Source organism: Bacillus sp. T-10(2022) (assembly GCF_056502895.1).
In genome coordinates this window covers 4,982,881-5,000,584 of the sequence record NZ_CP113518.1, presented here as the reverse complement: position 1 = coordinate 5,000,584, position 17,704 = coordinate 4,982,881, and the positions used below count along the sequence as shown (strand labels likewise).

Annotated in this window: 17 protein-coding genes and 1 riboswitch; of the genes, 8 read left to right on the top strand and 9 right to left on the bottom strand. The window is 43.0% G+C overall.

What is annotated here, in order from left to right:
• Positions 1-300 precede the first annotated feature (300 nt).
• From OSJ91_RS24680 to OSJ91_RS24670, 3 genes are read right to left on the bottom strand one after another with little or no spacing between them, the layout of a single operon-like run.
• Positions 301-1,092 carry an ABC transporter permease gene (locus OSJ91_RS24680; RefSeq protein ID WP_230160637.1) on the bottom strand — a complete coding sequence of 264 codons (792 nt, stop codon included), beginning with the start codon at positions 1,090-1,092 and terminating at the stop codon, positions 301-303.
• Positions 1,082-1,852, bottom strand: a complete 771-nt coding sequence (locus OSJ91_RS24675; protein ID WP_137019594.1) for an ABC transporter ATP-binding protein — start codon at positions 1,850-1,852, stop codon at positions 1,082-1,084. Before OSJ91_RS24675 ends, OSJ91_RS24680 begins: the two co-directional genes overlap by 11 nt.
• A 27-nt stretch (positions 1,853-1,879) precedes the next feature.
• Positions 1,880-2,881 carry an ABC transporter substrate-binding protein gene (locus OSJ91_RS24670; RefSeq protein WP_402906582.1) on the bottom strand — a complete coding sequence of 334 codons (1,002 nt, stop codon included), beginning with the start codon at positions 2,879-2,881 and terminating at the stop codon, positions 1,880-1,882.
• A gap of 135 nt (positions 2,882-3,016) precedes the next feature.
• Here OSJ91_RS24670 and OSJ91_RS24665 point away from each other — a divergent pair, with 135 nt between their 5' ends.
• Entirely contained in the window at positions 3,017-3,805 is a 789-nt protein-coding gene (locus tag OSJ91_RS24665) for an alpha/beta hydrolase family protein (RefSeq protein WP_241594698.1), read from the top strand.
• A 48-nt stretch (positions 3,806-3,853) separates the two neighbouring features.
• The gene (locus tag OSJ91_RS24660; RefSeq protein WP_101225571.1) at positions 3,854-4,096 is read left to right on the top strand and encodes a DUF2584 domain-containing protein; all 243 of its coding nucleotides are present in this window, start codon (positions 3,854-3,856) and stop codon (positions 4,094-4,096) included.
• On the opposite strand, the gene OSJ91_RS24655 is transcribed toward OSJ91_RS24660, so the two are convergent.
• Positions 4,085-4,507 carry a hypothetical protein gene (locus OSJ91_RS24655; protein ID WP_485890627.1) on the bottom strand — a complete coding sequence of 141 codons (423 nt, stop codon included), beginning with the start codon at positions 4,505-4,507 and terminating at the stop codon, positions 4,085-4,087. The two genes, OSJ91_RS24660 and OSJ91_RS24655, sit on opposite strands and share 12 nt — an antisense overlap.
• A 134-nt stretch (positions 4,508-4,641) precedes the next feature.
• Here OSJ91_RS24655 and OSJ91_RS24650 point away from each other — a divergent pair, with 134 nt between their 5' ends.
• Both OSJ91_RS24650 and OSJ91_RS24645 read left to right on the top strand, forming a co-directional pair.
• Positions 4,642-5,097, top strand: a complete 456-nt coding sequence (locus OSJ91_RS24650) for a 2-thiouracil desulfurase family protein (protein ID WP_350300364.1) — start codon at positions 4,642-4,644, stop codon at positions 5,095-5,097.
• A 38-nt stretch (positions 5,098-5,135) separates the two neighbouring features.
• Positions 5,136-5,906, top strand: a complete 771-nt coding sequence (locus tag OSJ91_RS24645; RefSeq protein WP_350300363.1) for a sulfite exporter TauE/SafE family protein — start codon at positions 5,136-5,138, stop codon at positions 5,904-5,906.
• 71 nt (positions 5,907-5,977) lie between these two features.
• Here OSJ91_RS24645 and OSJ91_RS24640 read toward each other — a convergent pair whose 3' ends face one another.
• The 3 genes from OSJ91_RS24640 to wecB all read right to left on the bottom strand — a co-directional run bounded on the left by OSJ91_RS24640 (position 5,978) and on the right by wecB (position 8,037).
• Positions 5,978-6,385 carry a VOC family protein gene (locus tag OSJ91_RS24640; RefSeq protein WP_413019807.1) on the bottom strand — a complete coding sequence of 136 codons (408 nt, stop codon included), beginning with the start codon at positions 6,383-6,385 and terminating at the stop codon, positions 5,978-5,980.
• A 129-nt stretch (positions 6,386-6,514) separates the two neighbouring features.
• On the bottom strand, positions 6,515-6,685 hold the full coding sequence (locus tag OSJ91_RS24635) for a Fe3+ hydroxamate ABC transporter substrate-binding protein (RefSeq protein WP_413019806.1): 171 nt from the start codon (positions 6,683-6,685) through the stop codon (positions 6,515-6,517).
• A 215-nt stretch (positions 6,686-6,900) separates the two neighbouring features.
• Positions 6,901-8,037, bottom strand: a complete 1,137-nt coding sequence (wecB, locus tag OSJ91_RS24630) for a non-hydrolyzing UDP-N-acetylglucosamine 2-epimerase (RefSeq protein WP_434547752.1) — start codon at positions 8,035-8,037, stop codon at positions 6,901-6,903.
• Between the two features lie 196 nt (positions 8,038-8,233).
• Between wecB and OSJ91_RS24625 the strand changes: the two genes are divergently transcribed.
• From OSJ91_RS24625 to OSJ91_RS24615, 3 genes are read left to right on the top strand one after another with little or no spacing between them, the layout of a single operon-like run.
• Positions 8,234-9,439 (top strand): glycosyltransferase family 4 protein, encoded by a 1,206-nt coding sequence (locus OSJ91_RS24625; RefSeq protein ID WP_350300360.1) that lies wholly within the window; start codon positions 8,234-8,236, stop codon positions 9,437-9,439.
• A 23-nt stretch (positions 9,440-9,462) separates the two neighbouring features.
• Positions 9,463-10,779 (top strand): glycosyltransferase, encoded by a 1,317-nt coding sequence (locus OSJ91_RS24620; RefSeq protein WP_350300359.1) that lies wholly within the window; start codon positions 9,463-9,465, stop codon positions 10,777-10,779.
• Positions 10,780-10,820: 41 nt separating this feature from the next.
• Positions 10,821-12,122, top strand: coding sequence for a nucleotide sugar dehydrogenase (locus tag OSJ91_RS24615; protein WP_350300358.1), 1,302 nt, complete (start codon positions 10,821-10,823; stop codon positions 12,120-12,122).
• Between the two features lie 1,133 nt (positions 12,123-13,255).
• Here OSJ91_RS24615 and pckA read toward each other — a convergent pair.
• Complete coding sequence (gene pckA, locus OSJ91_RS24610; protein WP_101225563.1) at positions 13,256-14,842, bottom strand: phosphoenolpyruvate carboxykinase (ATP); 1,587 nt, start codon at positions 14,840-14,842, stop codon at positions 13,256-13,258.
• Positions 14,843-15,259: 417 nt separating this feature from the next.
• Positions 15,260-15,422, top strand: a riboswitch (SAM riboswitch).
• A 163-nt stretch (positions 15,423-15,585) separates the two neighbouring features.
• On the opposite strand from pckA, the gene metK reads away from it, so the two are divergent.
• A complete protein-coding gene (gene metK / locus OSJ91_RS24605; RefSeq protein ID WP_241594195.1) occupies positions 15,586-16,779 on the top strand; it encodes a methionine adenosyltransferase in 1,194 nt (397 codons plus the stop codon).
• Between the two features lie 236 nt (positions 16,780-17,015).
• Here the strand turns inward: metK and OSJ91_RS24600 are convergent, their stop codons facing one another.
• Positions 17,016-17,534: a gamma carbonic anhydrase gene (locus tag OSJ91_RS24600; RefSeq protein WP_485891943.1), complete on the bottom strand. Its 519-nt coding sequence runs from the start codon at positions 17,532-17,534 to the stop codon at positions 17,016-17,018.
• Positions 17,535-17,704 lie beyond the last annotated feature (170 nt).

Here is a 17,704-nt window from a genome sequence, read left to right as displayed (position 1 = left end):
CCTTATTCACGAGTAAAACACCGAAACTCACGAGTAAAACACCGAAACTCACGAGTAAATGGTCGAAATTCACAAGTAAATTGCCGGAATTCACGAGTAAACCGGCGAGGCTACGTGTAAACCGCTTGAATTCACGAGTAAATCGCCGAAATTCACGAGTAAATCGCCGAAGTTCACGAGTAAATAGACAAAATTCACGAGTAAACGCCCGAACCACAAGTAAACATCCGAAACTCAATTAAATTCATATTTCACCTCAAGCATGAATGAAAAAACTGCCGAGGTTTATCGGCAGTTTGGTTAGTCTTTGATTAATTTTCTCTCGAGCAGTTCGACTAGTTGATACATGATTGTGGCAAATACGGCAATGATCATTAAGGCAAGCATTACGAGGGTGAAGTTGAAGACTTGAAAGCCATAAATGATTAGGTAGCCGAGTCCTTTAGCTGAAACAAGGAATTCCCCTACGATGACGCCGACCCAGGAGAGGCCGACATTCACTTTCAATGTTGAGATGATCGTTGGGAAGGAGGCGGGTAATATGGCTTCCCGAAAAGCTTGTGTTCTTGTGGCGCCAAAAGTTTGGAGCACCTTCAGGTAGTTCGGGTCCACTTCACGAAATGCGGTGTAGACGACGATGGTGGTTATGATGATGGAGATGATCGCCCCCATCGAGATGATGGATGGAAAGCCAGGGCCGAATGCTACGATGATGATGGGGCCGAGTGCCACTTTCGGCATGGCATTTAAAATGACGAGATAGGGGTCAAGTGTTTTGGATAATCTTGGCGACCACCATAGCAGGGATGCCAGGATCGTTCCAAGCAGTGTCCCTATGATAAAGCCGAGAACGGTCTCGAATAGGGTCACTCCGGAATGGGATAGCAGTGTTCCATCACCCAATTTCTGTATGAAAAGATGCCACACTTTAGTTGGGGAGCTGAAGATGAGCGGATCGATCACTTCCATTCTGGATAAAAGTTCCCAACTGCTGAAAAAAACGATGAAAATCAGGATCTGATAAAAGCGAATGAGCCTGTTTTCTTTTTTTAATGAGGTTTTATATTGGTTATGAAGCTGTTCAATATTCAAGGCTCTCAAGCTCCTTCCAGATCGTTTGGAATAGCGTCGGATACTGTGGATGGTTGCGTGCATGGAAAGGCGTGAGTTCCCGCAGTTCATCGGGCACCTTGAAGGTTTTGTGCACACTTCCCGGGTTCGCGGAAAACAGATAGATGCGGTCACTCATTGCAATGGCTTCACCGATATCATGGGTGACGAGCACAGCTGTCTTTCCGAAGGATTTCAGGGTTTCAAAAACAAGGTCTTCCAGCTTCAACTTCGTTTGGTAATCAAGAGCCGAAAACGGTTCATCAAGCAAAAGGATTTTTGGGTCGACCGCCAGTGTCCGTGCCAGTGCAGCCCTTTGCCTCATTCCTCCCGAGAGTTCGCGCGGATATAATTTTCCGGTGCCTCCCAATCCAACGTCACTTAAAAGTTTCAACGTTTTTATTCTCTCAAGGCCTTCATCTTTTTTAATCAGTTTCAATCCTAATAATATATTTTCTTCAATCGTCTTCCATGGAAATAGATAATCCTGCTGCAGCATATAGCCGATTGAAAGGTCACTGTTGGCTTTCAGCGGTTTGTTTTCGAGCAGGATCTTTCCTGCAGTGGGCGGAAATAGCCCAGCGATGATGGAAAGCAGGGTGGTTTTTCCGCAGCCGCTCGGACCTAGAAAAGAGACGAATTCACCTTTTTCAATGTCGAGGGAAATGTCCGCTAGTGCGGTCGCTGCCGTCTGATTTGAAAAATAAGTATGGTGAATGTCTTGGATTTTTAAAAAGCTCATCTGACATCCTCCTTACCTTTAGCTATGCTATTTTGTGACTTCTTCAGCAAAATCGGTATTGACCAGCTCTTCATGGCTTATACGTGAAGGCAGCTCGCCTGCTTCATCCATGATGTTTTGCAGATTGTTCCATTCTTCTTCATCAAGGATGGGGTCGGTGGCAAAGGAACCTTGTTCTTTGTAACGGTTGATAACTGTTTCCATCGTTTCGATATTGGTATCCTCAAAATACGGCTGAATGACTTCGGCAATTTCGGCAGCATCATTTTCCTGAACCCAATCCTGTGCTTTCTTCAATGCCCTCGTGAATTTTTCGACAGTCTCTTTGTCTTCTTTCAAATAGCTTTCCTTAGCCATATAAACTGTATAGGGAAGGTGCCCGGACTCGGTGCCGAAAGAAGCGACGATATAGCCTTTTCCTTCTTTTTCAAACACACTGGCCGTTGGTTCAAACAGTTGAACAAAATCGCCGGTTCCGGAAGCGAAGGCAGTTGCGACATTCGCAAAATCAATGTTCTGGATGAGGTTCAAATCTTTTTTCGGGTCTATGTTATGTTTTTTCAATACGAACTCGCCGGCCATTTGCGGCATCCCGCCTTTTCGCTGGCCCAGGAATGTAGAGTTTTTCAGCATATCCCAATTGAAGTTGTCAATTTTTTCACGTGAAACAAGAAACGTTCCATCCGTCTGTGTTAATTGAGCGAAGTTGATGACGGGGTCGTTCGAACCTTGTGCCTGAACGTAAATCGATGTTTCAGAGCCAACGAGAGCAATATCCGCCCCATCTGACAGAAGCGTGGTCATCGTCTTGTCGCCGCCTGCCGTCGTTTTCAAATCAATGCTGAGACCCTCATCTTTAAAAAATCCTTTTTCAATAGCTACATATTGAGGTGTATAGAAAAGGGAACGGGTTACTTCGGCAACCCTGACCTTCGTTGTTTCCTGTTCCTTGTTGCCGCATGCTCCAAGCGGGATTACCAGCATGCACAGAAGTAAAAATACGACACCTGCTTTACACCATTTTTTCAAAATTCCTTCCTCCTTGATATATAGGTATTTTGCCTACATTATCGTATGAACGGAAGAAAAAAATGTGAATGCCTCGCAGGGGATAAAAACAAGCGGATGTTTTACAATAAGATTAAAGAGAAAGGAGAGTGGAAATTGGAGAACGGAACGATTATTTCAAAACGGCGGTTTCCATCACCGCATCCACGAATCCATCTTTATTCAGTTACGTACATATCACAAGGCCTGAAGGTAAAGGGGTTGCTGGCTGAACCGGTTGATGGCGAAATACATGATGCCTTCTTATATTTACGCGGCGGTATTAAAAATGTCGGCAAGGTGAGGCCCGCTAGGATCGTGCAGTATGCCGTAGAAGGTTTCATCGTTTTTGCCCCTTTTTACCGTGGGAATCAAGGCGGAGAGGGAGATGAGGATTTTGGAGGCGAAGATAGATTCGATGCGATATCAGGATTCAATCTTCTTGAACAGCATCCCAGAGTGAATAAGGATCACATTCATATCCTTGGATTTTCCCGTGGTGGCATCATGGCGCTTTGGACGGGGATATACTGCAGGAATGCAGCGTCGATCGTTACATGGGGTGGAGTGTCGGATATGTTTTTAACATATGTCGAACGTGTCGATATGCGTCGGATGATGAAGCGGGTCATCGGCGGTACACCTAAAAAATGCCCCGATCAATATGAATACCGTACGCCATTGTTTGCGATTGAAGATTTGAATGTACCCGTACTGATCATTCATGGTGAAAAAGATGATAATGTCGCCATTGAACACGCGTACCGGTTGGAAAAAAGGTTGAAAATGCATGACAAAGAGGTCGAAAGCTGGTATTTCCCTCAATTCACACATTACTTCCCACCGGCCGTGAACAGAAAAGTAGTCGAAGATTTAACATCTTGGATGAAAAGTAAAACCGAATAATGATAGAATGAAGTATATACTAAGTATATTGGCAAGGAGGAGATACACATGGGCATGCCTATGGAGCTAAATACCATGATCGTTACAAAAGGGAACGAAACCCGTGAAGAAGAAAACATTTTTCGGCTGTCGAAAGCTGGATACAGATTATACCCTATCGATATTCCAATCGATGTCCGCAAAACCATTCAATCTGACTCAAGCGGAACAGCCGTTATCCAAAAAATTGAATGGACCAGTGAAAAGACCATCATTACGTACCAACTACTATCACTGAACTCAACTAACTAAATAGACAAGCGCTTGCCGGGAATCGTCTTCGCTGCAAGCGCTTTTTTGTATTGTGTGGCAGATTTCGACCAGATGTGCGAAAGATACGCGCTGTACACCAACAATTCGACCGTAACCGCCTATAATTCGCCCCCCGCACCAACAAATTCGACCGTAACCGCCCATAATTCGACCCCCGCACCAACAATTCAACCGTAAACGCTTATAATTCGACCCCCGCACCAATAGATTCGACCGTACACACCCATAATCGACCCCGCACCAATAGATTCGACCGTACACACCCTTAATCGACCCCCGCACCAATAGATTCGACCGTACACACCCATAATTCGACCCCGCACCAATAGATTCGACCGTACACACCCATAATCGACCCCCGCACCAATAGATTCGACCGTACACACCCATAATTCGACCCCCGCACCAACAATTCAACCGTAAACGCTTATAATTCGACCTACGCATCAACAAATTCGACCTCTGCACCAATAATCCAACCTAAGTGGTAAAATGGTGGAAAGCGCATGAGGCGGGGGGATTTGATGATTTTGGTGAGTGCTTGTTTAGCGGGTCTTGAGGTAAGATACAATGGTACACATAGCCTGGATGATGGAATTATGGAATTAATGAGGGAGAAAAAGGCTATAGCGGTTTGTCCTGAGTTGCTTGGCGGTTTTTCGACACCGAGGGAGCCTGCTGAGATAGTTGGCGGTGAAGGTGGGGATGTCCTTGATGGAAAAGCGAAGATCATCGAGAAGTCGGGCCGGGATGTAACGGAATTGTACATAAAGGGAGCCAATCTTACGTTATTGAAAGCCCAGGAAGTAGGGGCGACGTTAGTCGTTTTAAAAGAAAATAGTCCATCCTGTGGGAGTGCCACGATTTATAATGGCGAATTCAAGGGGGAGAAGAAGGGCGGGAATGGCGTGACCGCGGCTTTGCTTAGGCGGCATGGATTCATTGTCATATCAGAGGAAGGGTTATATGAAAAAGAGTAATGGCATTTTAGATAGTGCTTTTGAAAGAAGGGGAATACATGGAGGATATCAATCTCTATACTTTGCTATTTTTAGTACTTGCGGGTTTTATTGCCGCATTCATCGATTCCGTTGTGGGCGGGGGCGGTTTAATTTCCATTCCGGCATTATTGTTCACGGGGATTTCGCCTTCAGCGGCACTTGCCACTAACAAGCTGGCGGGTACCATGGGATCTTTAACGAGTACGATTTCATTCATTCGGGCTGGAAAAGTGGATTTCAAATTCGTCATCAAGCTGTTTCCGATTACCGTGATTGGAGCGGCGTTAGGAGCATACATTGTACATTTCGTTTCCGCAGAGATACTGAAGCCCCTCATTTTGATCTTGCTGGTCATTGTCGCGATTTATACGTTGGTAAAAAAGGATTGGGGTAAAGATGCAAAGTATAAAGGGCTGACAAGGAAGAAAATGATTCTTTTGATAGTCATAATATTTGCGATTGGTTTTTATGATGGTTTTCTTGGACCAGGCACAGGTTCCTTTTTATTATTTTCATTATTGATCATTGGGTTTGATTTTGTCCAGGCTGCAGGGAATGCAAGAATATTGAATTTTGGAAGCAATATTGCCGCACTTATCATTTTTTTATCTATGGGGACCGTTAATTTTGCCTATGGAATCCCGATGGGCCTTGCAATGGTCGCGGGAGCTTTGGTAGGAACGAACTTCGCCATTAAGAAAGGTGCTTCCTATGTCCGTATATTATTCATTTGCGTCACGCTTTTATTGATTGGAAAAAATGTTCTTAATTATTTTCATATTTTTTGATGGAGTGTTCCGCGAATGATTAATATTGAAAATGGCCGGGGATACAAATCGTATTTTCGGCCATTTTACATTCATTTTGTTAAATTCAAATCCCAGTGAATGCCAAATTGATCCTTGACCTTACCATACTTAGCTCCCCAAAAGGTATCTTGCAGTTCCATTAAGGATAATCCTTGTTCACACATAACCTTATATAAATGCTTGATTTCCGAGTCGCTTTCACATTCGAGGACCAACGCAACATTATTCCCGGCTTCAAAGGGATTGCCTGGAAACGTATCGGATACCATGATCAACATATCGCCTTTTTTGATTTTGGCATGCAGGACAAGGTCATTCGCTTCTTCAGGTGTTGGGAAATTAGCTTCCCCGTAGGTTTGCATATCGGTAATCTCTGCATGAAATACCTCTGCATAAAAGGCTAATGCGTCTTTTGCTTGTCCATCGAAGATTAAATAGGGGGTAACTTGATTTTTCATACTAATCCTCCTGTTTCGTGTCATGACTATCAATTCGACGGGGGAATCTAATCCTCCTTTATATTCACGGGGGCTTAGCTGCATTTTAGATTGTGAGTTATGTTCAGTTCCCCATCCAAAAAATTAAAATCAAATTTTCTTATCGAAACAAGCTTCGCAGATGAAACTTCCTTCATTTTTTAAATATGCTTTAATTTCAGTCATCCCTTTACGCTTCGGATAACGCATTCTCACAAGAACGACTTCGTCCCCCTTAATTTCTTTACCACATTTAACACAATTGGGATCTTTCCCGAACATTACAACACCTCCAAGCAGGTTTTAATCTAATACGATTGACTTCAATGATACTTTGATCTACCCAAACTATCACATATGTATTTAACATTTTCAAATCTAAATTGGACTTTGCTTTAATCCTTCGCTAATGAAAATGGAAGCAGCCGTTTCATAATCTGACTGAATAGAAAAAGCCTGCCGCTTTACGTGACAGGCTTTTCTCACTATTTTATTTTTCATAATAGAAGGGGGGATTTCATTCCGCAATGCGTTAATAGGATATCGACAATCCGCTGTGAAGCGAATCCATCTCCATATGGATTGGAAGCTGTCGCCATTTTTTTATAGGTTTCTTCATTTGTAAGTAAGTCTGAGGCTAATTGATAAATTCGTTCTTCCTCAATTCCTGCCAATAAAAGGGTACCAGCATCGATTCCTTCCGGACGTTCTGTTGTATCGCGTAACACAAGGACAGGAACACCAAGTGAGGGAGCTTCTTCTTGCACCCCTCCGGAATCTGTCAATATTAGATGGGCATGCGCCGCAAAATTATGAAAATCAAGTACTTCAAGCGGCTCTATTAAGTGAAGTCTTTCCGTTTCACCAAATATCCGGTAAGCAATTTCACGGACTACTGGGTTTTTATGAAGCGGGAAAACAACTTGGATATCCGAGTGATCTTCCAGCAGCCGTTTGACGGAACGGAATATTTCTTCCATTGGTTTTCCGATATTTTCTCGTCTGTGCGCTGTCATCAATAACATACGATCTCCATTCAAACCAGATAGAATCGGATGTTCATAATCTTTCCGTACTGTTGTTTTCAACGCATCGATTGCCGTATTTCCAGTAATATGGATACAATCACTCTTTTTATTTTCCAAAATTAGATTCTCTGCCGCCTGATTTGTTGGCGCAAAGTGCAAATCAGCCAGGACGCCTGTCAGCTGCCTATTCATTTCTTCAGGATATGGAGAATACTTATTACCAGTCCGGAGACCAGCTTCAACGTGGCCAATCTGTATCTTATTATAGAAAGCTGCCAAGCTTGCGATGAAAGTTGTCGTTGTATCCCCATGAACGAGGACGATATCCGGTTTTATATCTTTCATGAGCGAACTCAATTTTTCAAGCCCTCGAGTTGTTATCTCTTCTAATGTTTGTCTATCCTTCATCATATCCAAATCGTGATCTGGCTTTATTTGAAAACATTGCAAGACTTGGTCGAGCATTTCCCTATGCTGGGCGGTGACCACCACGATGGTTTCTATTTCTTCTGGATGCTTTTTCAGTTCCAAAACGACTGGTGCCATTTTGATAGCCTCTGGTCTTGTACCAAATACGGTCATGACCTTAATACGTTGTTTAGGCATGCTCATTTCCTCCCATTCTGAATGTCTCCCCCATTATAACGGGAAGTTCATGGGAAATATGAAAATGAAACAATAATTAACAGAATTTTTACAATATTAATAAGGACTTTATATTTCTTTAACCTTCAGTTAATATCTGGCATTTACAATATAAAGCATGAAGTAAAGCAAAGCAGAATAGAGGTGATAGGCGAATATGAAAAGCGTCCTGATGATCGTGCAAAACTTTTATCCGGAAATCGGAAGTGCGGGAAATAGAATGAAAAATATATATCTCCATTTGAAAAGAAACGGATTTGAGGTAACGGTCATCACATTGAAGCCGAGTTATCCTAATCAAAGTTTATATCAAGATACAAAGTTTTGGGATGAAGAAAGCATTGAAGAGGATGTCATCAGGATTAAACCGGACAAAGTGAAGAGGTATACAAGCAATATGGGGAAGCGGTTGCTTCATTATCTTGAAGCGATGTGGCTTTTCATTTATACAATCATCCGTCTCGAAAAAAAATATGATTATGTGTTTGCCACGACCCCGCCGATCTTCCCGACATTGGCGGCGTTGATCGCCAAGAAAAAGATGAAGGCGAAACTCATTACCGATGTCAGGGATTTATGGCCGGAATCGTTGATAGGAGTAGGAGTATTTACTAATAAGTGGGTTTTGAAAGTCGCTTTCTTCCTGGAAAGGAAGCTATATCGGCATTCAGATTTCATTATCATCAATAGTCCTGGTTTCAGGGATTATATCGTTGCAAAGGGAGTCAAGGAGGAGGCCATCCAATACATCCCCAATTCGCTTACTGCGGATGAGCTGACTTTAAAGAATTTGCTTACACCCGTATCGGAAAAGGTAATCAAGGTCGTTTATGCGGGGAATATCGGACTGGCCCAGGACTTGAAAAAACTGATAGCCGTAGCTGAAAAGCTAAGGGAACATAAACAAATCGAATTCTCGATGATTGGATATGGATATCGGATATCCGAAGTGGAGAAGGAGATAAGCTCTAGAGGGCTGACAAATATTAAGATGATTAATGCGATGAATCGAAGAGTGACTCTTCATGAAGTTTCAACGTCCCATATTGCCTATGTGAGCTTGGTTGAAAAGGAAGTCTTCAATAAGGTGCTGCCTGGTAAAATCATCGATTATATGTGTGTCGGAATACCCATTGTCGGAGATGTGGACGGCAGGGCCAAGAAGATGCTATCTGAGGCGAAATGCGGGTTGGTAGCAGAGAGCAGAAATGTTGATGAAATCTGTCAGCATATATTGACAATGGCCTCAGATCCAGCTCTTCGTGAAGAACTGGGGGAAAACGGTCATCGGTATGCTAAACAACATTTTCAATGGTCTAAAAATATTAAAGGTCTCATCAACGTGATGGAAGCCTCAGGCTGAAAAATCCGGAAGTGGAGGACAACATGGCGAAGAAAGTATGTATGTTCGTGTGGAATCACTTTACGAACGATGCGAGGGTTCTAAGAGAATGCACAGCACTTACTGAAGCGGGTTATGAAGTCGATTTAATTGCCATTCATAATTGGAAAATCGAGGGTTTGGCCAAAAAGGAGAAACACCAAAATGGTTTCTCGGTCACCAGGGTGAATAACCGCTGGGAGGCGCTTCATAAGATTCTCAGGATCGTAGGCAAATTGAAGAAAAAGAAGTTTGAAATCGTTCTATTGGCCTTATTGGTCTGGAATACGTTGTGGAATTTGAACTTGATCAACGGCTGGTTGGGATCGGCAATACTGTTCGGTTCCCTTGCACTCCTAGCGATGGGCACCGTGATGATCACTAAAACGAAGCTGCCGACACTATTAACGAGGAGCTACATTTTTGGTCAAATGATCTATCATGGCCGGAAAAGGAAATATGATTTTTACCATTCGAATGACTTGAATACGCTCTTGCAGGGAGCGATCAGCAGTAAATGGTTGAGAAGGAAAAAGCTGATTTATGACTCACATGAGGTACAAACGAGCAGGACGGGATATAATAGCCGGATTTACGGGATGATGGAGAAATTCCTATTAATGTTCGTTGATGAAATGATTGCCGAAAACCATACGAGAGCTAAGTATAACGAAGACTTATATGGTCTATATCCCAAGGTGGTCCATAACTACCCGATTCCAACCAATCCTGAGGAAAGTACGGCCGTGAATTTGCATGAGCTGCTCGATTTGCCAGAGAATGAACCGATATTGTTATACCAAGGCGGCGTTCAAATGGGAAGAGGGTTAGAGCAATTGGTTGATGCTGTACCGATGATCGAGGGCGGGACGGTAGTTTTTATCGGGGATGGAAGGATCAAGGATGAATTAATGAAAAAAGTAAGCGACATGAATCTGGAGCATCGTGTGAAGTTCCTGCCGAAGGTTCCGGTCGACGAGCTGCTCCATTATACAAAAAATGCGTATTTAGGTTTTCAAATATTGAATAATGTCTGCTTTAATCACTACTCCGCTTCTTCAAATAAATTGTTTGAATACATGATGAGCGGTGTTCCTGTGGTTGCCTGCAGCTTTCCTGAAATTCAAAAGGTTGTCGATACGGAAAAAATCGGTGTGTGTGTCGATTCACATGATCCAAAATCAATTGCCGAAGGTGTCAATTACTTATTGAAGCATCCTGAAAAAAGGGCGGAAATGAGCCAAAACTGCCTGAAGGCGCGACAAAAATACAATTGGAAACAAGAGAAGGAAATCTTTATCGAAATCTATCAAACAGCCTAACAAATTTGAGTGTAGCAGAAAAATAGATAGGAGTGGTTTATATGAAACTTTGTACAATCGGACTTGGTTATATAGGACTTCCAACTTCTTTAATGTTTGCGAAACACGGTGTCGATGTTGTCGGCGTGGATATCCATCCTGAGATTATTTCCAATTTGAATAGCGGCAGGCTCCATATCGAAGAACCAGGATTGGAGGAGGTATTGCAAGAAGTGCTTACTACCAATAAGTTCCGGGCTACGTTAAGCCCGGAACATGCGGATGTTTTCATCATCGCGGTACCTACTCCAAATAAAAAGGACATGCATCAATCCTGTGATTTAACTCATGTCATGGATGCAACCTCAAACATTCTTCCTTTTATCAAAAAAGGGAATGTCATCATTATCGAATCGACGATAGCGCCAAGAAGCATGGATGATCATATTAAACCGATGATTGAGAGGACGGGCCTTACCATCGGAAAAGACATTTTCCTCGTTCATTGTCCGGAACGCGTTTTACCTGGAAGGATTCTTGAAGAGTTGGTTCATAATAACCGTATCGTCGGGGGCATCACGGAAACATGCTCATATAAAGGAAGTCTTGTTTACAAAACCTTCGTTCAAGGGGAGATCATTCAGACGGATGCGAAAACGGCTGAAATGTCCAAACTGATGGAAAACACCTTCAGGGATGTCAATATCGCCCTTGCGAATGAGCTGACGAAAATCTGTTTCGAGCTGGACATCAATGTTTTGGATGTCATATCGATGGCAAACAAACACCCTCGTGTCAATATACACCAACCAGGACCAGGAGTTGGCGGCCATTGTTTAGCGGTCGATCCGTATTTCGTCGTTGCAAAGGCACCAGAGCAAGCGAGAATCATTAAATTGGCCCGCGATACCAACGTATCGATGCCTTATTATATCGTTAATTCCGTAAGGATGATGCTAGAGGGGATCCGGAAGCCAAAAGTAGCTGTTTTCGGTCTTGCATACAAAGGAAATGTAGATGATATTCGTGAAAGCCCAGCCATTGATGTCGTCAATATCTTGATGGGGATGGAAAACATGGATGTATCCTTGCATGACCCGCATGTCCAATCTGGAAAGATGCCAGTCGTATCAGTGGAAGACGCTGTAAATGATGCCGACTTGATACTTGTCCTGACCGACCATGATGAATTTAAACAAATGGATTATGATAATCTATCAAATCTCATGAGAAATAAATTGATTTTGGATACACGCAATTGCATTGATGCAACTAAAACAGATGTCCCGGTGGCCAACCTGGGCAATATATATCAATACAAAACGATGTCCATGAAAAAAGCCAGGAATAAAGCGATCATTTAAAAAAAACTTGGACAAAAAAATCCATATTGGAATAAGGATTAAGGGGCGCTGACTATGACAGTGCCCTTTTTCCAATGAAGATAAGGACCATGCAAGAGTTGGTCCTTTCAGACTGTAGAAACGTTCCAGTTGGTTTCAGAAATTCAGCTTCCTTTCCGCCAAACAATCTGGCTGGGGCTTGGCTGGCCAGATATTAGGCCGTTGCCGGCGTTATTCGACCTAGACCGAACTATTGACCTAAGACGCCGTTAATCGACCTCCAGGGTACTATATTCGACCGTTCACTGCAGTTAATCGACCTCCAGGGCACATTATTCGGCCGTTCACTGCAGTTAATCGACCTCCAGGGCACATTATTCGGCCGTTGTCGCCGTTAATCGACCTCCAGGGCACTATATTCGACCGTTTACTGCCGTTAATCGACCTCCAGTGCACTATATTCGACCGTTCACTGCAGTTAATCGACCTCCAGGGTACTATATTCGACCGTTGTCGCCGTTAATCGACCTCCAGTGCACATTATTCGGCCGTTGTCGCCGTTAATCGACCTCCAGGGCACTATATTCGACCGTTCACTGCAGTTAATCGACCTCCAGGGCACTATATTCGACCGTTGTCGCCGTTAATCGACCTCCAGGGCACTATATTCGACCGTTGTCGCCGTTAATCGACCTCCAGGGCACTATATTCGGCCGTTCACTGCAGTTAATCGACCTCCAGGGCACTATATTCGACCGTTCACTGCCGTTAATCGACCTCCAGGGCACTATATTCGACCGTTGTCGCCGTTAATCGACCTCCAGGGCACATTATTCGACCGTTGTCGCCGTTAATCGACCTCCAGGGCACTATATTCGACCGTTGTCGCCGTTAATCGACCTACACGACACATTATTCGGCCGTTCACAAATTTATTCGATCTACACCTCACTATTCGGACTACTTGCTGATGTATCTAGCGGGGTCTTGGATAGCCAGTTGCAGGATTGTAGCAAATTTCTGGGGATTCCATTCAAAAAGTAAACCATGAAGGTTAACGAAGTAATGTTTTGAAATCATGGTTCGGGAATGAGACATTTCTTGTCGACAAACTGAAAGGACCAAGCAAGAGCTTGGTCCTTTTGTGTAATTTATTAAGCTGTCGGTCCGCCAAGTTCTTCGATTTCACTTGGAACGCTGCCGAATTTCTTGAAGTTAGCACGGAATTGTGCGGCAAGGTCCGTTGCTGCTTCTTTATAAGCGGCAGGATCTGCCCAAGTCTTGATTGGCTGAAGCACTTCATCAGGTACACCAGGAACATGAAGCGGGATATCCAAGCCGAAGATATCATCTTTGATCGTTTCGATGTTCGCTAATTCACCTTCAAGTGCCGCTTGTACCATTGCACGAGTGTAAGCAAGTTTCATACGGCTTCCAGTTCCGTATGCTCCGCCAGTCCATCCAGTGTTGACAAGATATACCTTTGCATTGTGCTCGTCAATTTTATCACCAAGCATCTCAGCATAGCGTTGAGCTGGAAGTGGTAAGAATGGTGATCCGAAGCAAGTGGAGAATGTAGCTTCCGGTGAAGTTACGCCTCTTTCAGTACCAGCCAATTTACTAGTGTATCCACTTAGGAAGTGGAACATTGCCTGTTCTTTGGAGAGCTTGCTGATTGGAGGCAGAACGCCTGAAGCATCAGCTGTTAAGAAAATGATTGTATTTGGGTGTCCTGCAATACTTGGGTTCACGATGTTATCGATCGCTTGCATTTGGTAAGCAGCACGAGTGTTTTCAGTCAATGAACTGTCATCATAGTTCGCTTCACGTGTATCCGGATCAACAACAACATTTTCCAATACGGCACCGAAACGGATTGCATCGAAAATTTGTGGTTCTTTTTCACGTGAAAGATTGATCGTTTTCGCATAGCAGCCGCCTTCGATGTTGAATACGCCGTTAGAAGACCAGCCGTGCTCGTCATCGCCAATCAGTTTACGGCTAGTGTCTGCTGATAAAGTTGTTTTGCCTGTACCGGACAGTCCGAAGAATAAAGCGACGTCCCCTTCACGTCCTACGTTAGCAGAGCAATGCATTGGAAGGATTCCAGCCTCTGGAAGTAAGTAGTTCATGATCGAGAAGATCGATTTTTTCATTTCTCCTGCATATTCCGTTCCGCCGATCAGGATGGTACGGCGTTCAAATGAAACGATGATGAAAGTTTCGGAAGTGGTTCCGTCCACTTCTGGGTCTGCTTTGAAGTTAGGTGCAGAAAGGATTGTGAATTCAGCTTCGTGACCTCTTAGTTCCTCTTCATTTGGACGGATGAACAAAGTATGGGCGAAAAGGTTATGCCAAGCATATTCATTAACAACACGGATTGGAAGACGAGATGATTCGTCTGCACCAGCGAAACCTTTAAAAACAAAAATCTCTTCTTTTGCTTTTAGGTAGTCAACTACTTTATTATATAGTTTATTGAACACATCTTCGGAAATTGGCTGGTTCACTGAACCCCAATCGATTTTATCTTTAACGGATGCTTCTTCCACGATAAATTTATCTTTAGGTGAACGACCAGTATATTTGCCAGTTTCAGCTTTTACTGCGCCTGTTGATGTTAAAACGCCTTCATTTCTGCTTAATACTTTTTCGACCAATTGAGGAACTGAAAGTTGAGTTTGCACATTGTTTCCTGTTAATAACTGGTGTAACTCATTAGAAACATCTACAGAATTCATATATGAGGTACCTTCCTTTGTTTAAGTTTTTAGATTACAATTAGTATAACACATTCATTTAAATAGTCTATACTATTTCTTCTAATTTGTGATTATTTTCAGTTGGTCGCGTTAATCATTTATTCCGGCAGGAACCGAGTCAGGATTTAACACATATACTTTAATGAAGTCAATTTTATTTTAATAGGAAGTAAGTAAGCAATATATTTCCAATGGTGAAGTCGTTTTTCGTTTGCTTAATACTTATTATTAATGGCAATTTTCAACATTTCTATTCGTATTTTGCATTGTAAACCCTTCTAAGGCGCTGTATCAACATGTTTTTCAAATGAACGCCATACTGGGCGGAAATGTTCTTTTTAGAAAAGCATTGACAAATTCCAAGCAGATACGATAATATCTTAAATTGTACGGATTCTCTTATCCCGAGTTGGTGGAGGGACAGGCCCTTTGAAACCCAGCAACCTGCCATATTGAACTTGACTCCAAGATCGATCGCCGAAAATAAAGCGAAGATCTTCAAGGAATAGTGGTGATGGTGCTAACCTGAGCAAGGTAAAAAACCCTTGAACGATAAGAGTGAAAGGATAGAAGACAGAATTTTAAACCTTTCCTCATTTGCCAGGGAAGGTTTTTGTGTTTTTTATAAGTAATTCTGTGTCTATAGTTGAAACTAATGAGGGAAACGAGTTCCGTAAAAATCAGGCTTATGCCTACAACATACTAACTTCCAAGGAGGAAATATGATGTCAAAGAAACGTCTATTTACTTCTGAATCTGTTACAGAGGGCCATCCGGACAAAATTTGTGATCAGATTTCAGATTCCATTTTAGATGCTATCCTAGCTAAGGATGCAAATGCACGTGTTGCGTGTGAAACTAGTGTAACAACAGGTCTTGTACTTGTTGCTGGTGAAATTACAACGTCCGCTTACGTGGATATTCCGCGTATCGTTCGTGATACGATTAAAGGAATTGGCTACACACGTGCGAAATACGGTTTCGATGCTGAAACTTGTGCCGTGTTGAGTTCCATTGATGAGCAGTCTGCCGATATCGCAGCTGGTGTCGATAAAGCATTGGAAGCTCGTGAAGGAAACATGTCTGAGGAAGAAATCGATGCAATCGGTGCAGGGGACCAAGGTCTTATGTTCGGATTTGCTTGTAATGAAACAGAAGAGCTTATGCCGCTTCCGATTTCATTGGCGCATAAACTTTCATTCCGCTTGGCTCAAGTTCGTAAAGATGAAACTCTTGCTTACCTACGCCCTGATGGTAAAACACAGGTAACAGTGGAATATGATGAGAATAACCGTCCCGTACGTGTAGATACGATCGTTATCTCTACACAGCATGATGCAGAAATTACACTTGAACAAATTCAAGCAGATCTAAAAGAACATGTGATCAAAGCTGTCGTTCCAGCTGAATTGATCGATGCTCAAACTAAATACTTCATCAACCCTACTGGCCGTTTCGTAATTGGCGGACCTCAAGGGGATGCTGGTCTTACTGGACGTAAAATCATAGTTGATACTTACGGCGGATACGCTCGTCATGGCGGCGGTGCATTCTCTGGTAAGGATGCTACTAAAGTTGACCGTTCTGCTGCATACGCTGCTCGTTACGTTGCGAAAAACATCGTGGCAGCAGGCCTTGCCGACAAAGCGGAAGTTCAATTGGCATACGCAATTGGTGTGGCAGAGCCTGTATCGATTTCAATTGATACGTTCGGAACTGGTACAGTTAGCGAAGAAGTCCTTGTTGACCTAGTTCGCGCCAACTTCGACCTTCGTCCAGCTGGCATCATCAAAATGCTTGACCTTCGTCGCCCGATCTACAAACAAACAGCTGCATACGGACACTTTGGCCGTACAGATGTCGATCTTCCATGGGAACGTACGGACAAAGCAGAAACATTAAAAGCACAAGCGTAAATCATATAAAAAAGGTGTCCCGCAATTTGCGGGGCACCTTTTTTTGTGGATTAATTTTACCCTCAGCGGGAATAATTCAAGAAATCCCAAAGAAATATAAAATATGTGCAAAACTCGTGAGTTAAGGTCGTTTACAAGTTTGTTTGGGTCATCTACTCGTGAGGTTGAAGCGTTACTCATGAATTTGGAACGTTTACTCGTGAGTTTGAGTACAATACTCGTAACTTTCAGTCAATTCACTTTATTCGTTCCGCCGTTTTATAGTATTGTCCTTTTTCGGCATATTCGCGAACGATGCGTTCCATATCCTGGCGATCTTCTTCGTTGATTTCGCGAATGACTTTAGCTGGGCGTCCGAATGCCAGCATGTTCGGTGGAATGACTTTACCTTGGGGAACGAGACTGCCGGCACCGATGAAGGCCCCTTCGCCGATTTCGGCTTCATCAAGTACAATCGATCCCATGCCGATCAGAGCTCCTTTACGGACTTTACAGCTATGTAAAATGACCTGATGGCCAATGGTTACTTTATCCTCGATGATCAATGGATTATTTGGGCTTTGGTGCAGGACGCTGTTATCCTGTATACTGACTTTTTTCCCGATGATGGTTGGGGATACATCACCGCGAATGACGGAATTGAACCAAATTGATGTTTCGTCGCCAATTTTGACATCACCTGTCACGACAGCATTCTCAGCAATATAAGCGCTTTCGGCGATTTCAGGTTCTTTGCCTTTATACGGATAAATAATCATTTTCAATCATTTCCTTTCCGAAGTGAGTGTTTTTATGTATTATTTTAATATACCGTATGCATATACACTTGGCTATTTATAATAGCAATGTACAACTTGTTAGATTTCTTTTTTGTCGAAAATCACGAATATGGTTATAATTTATATATATTATTTTAACTATCATG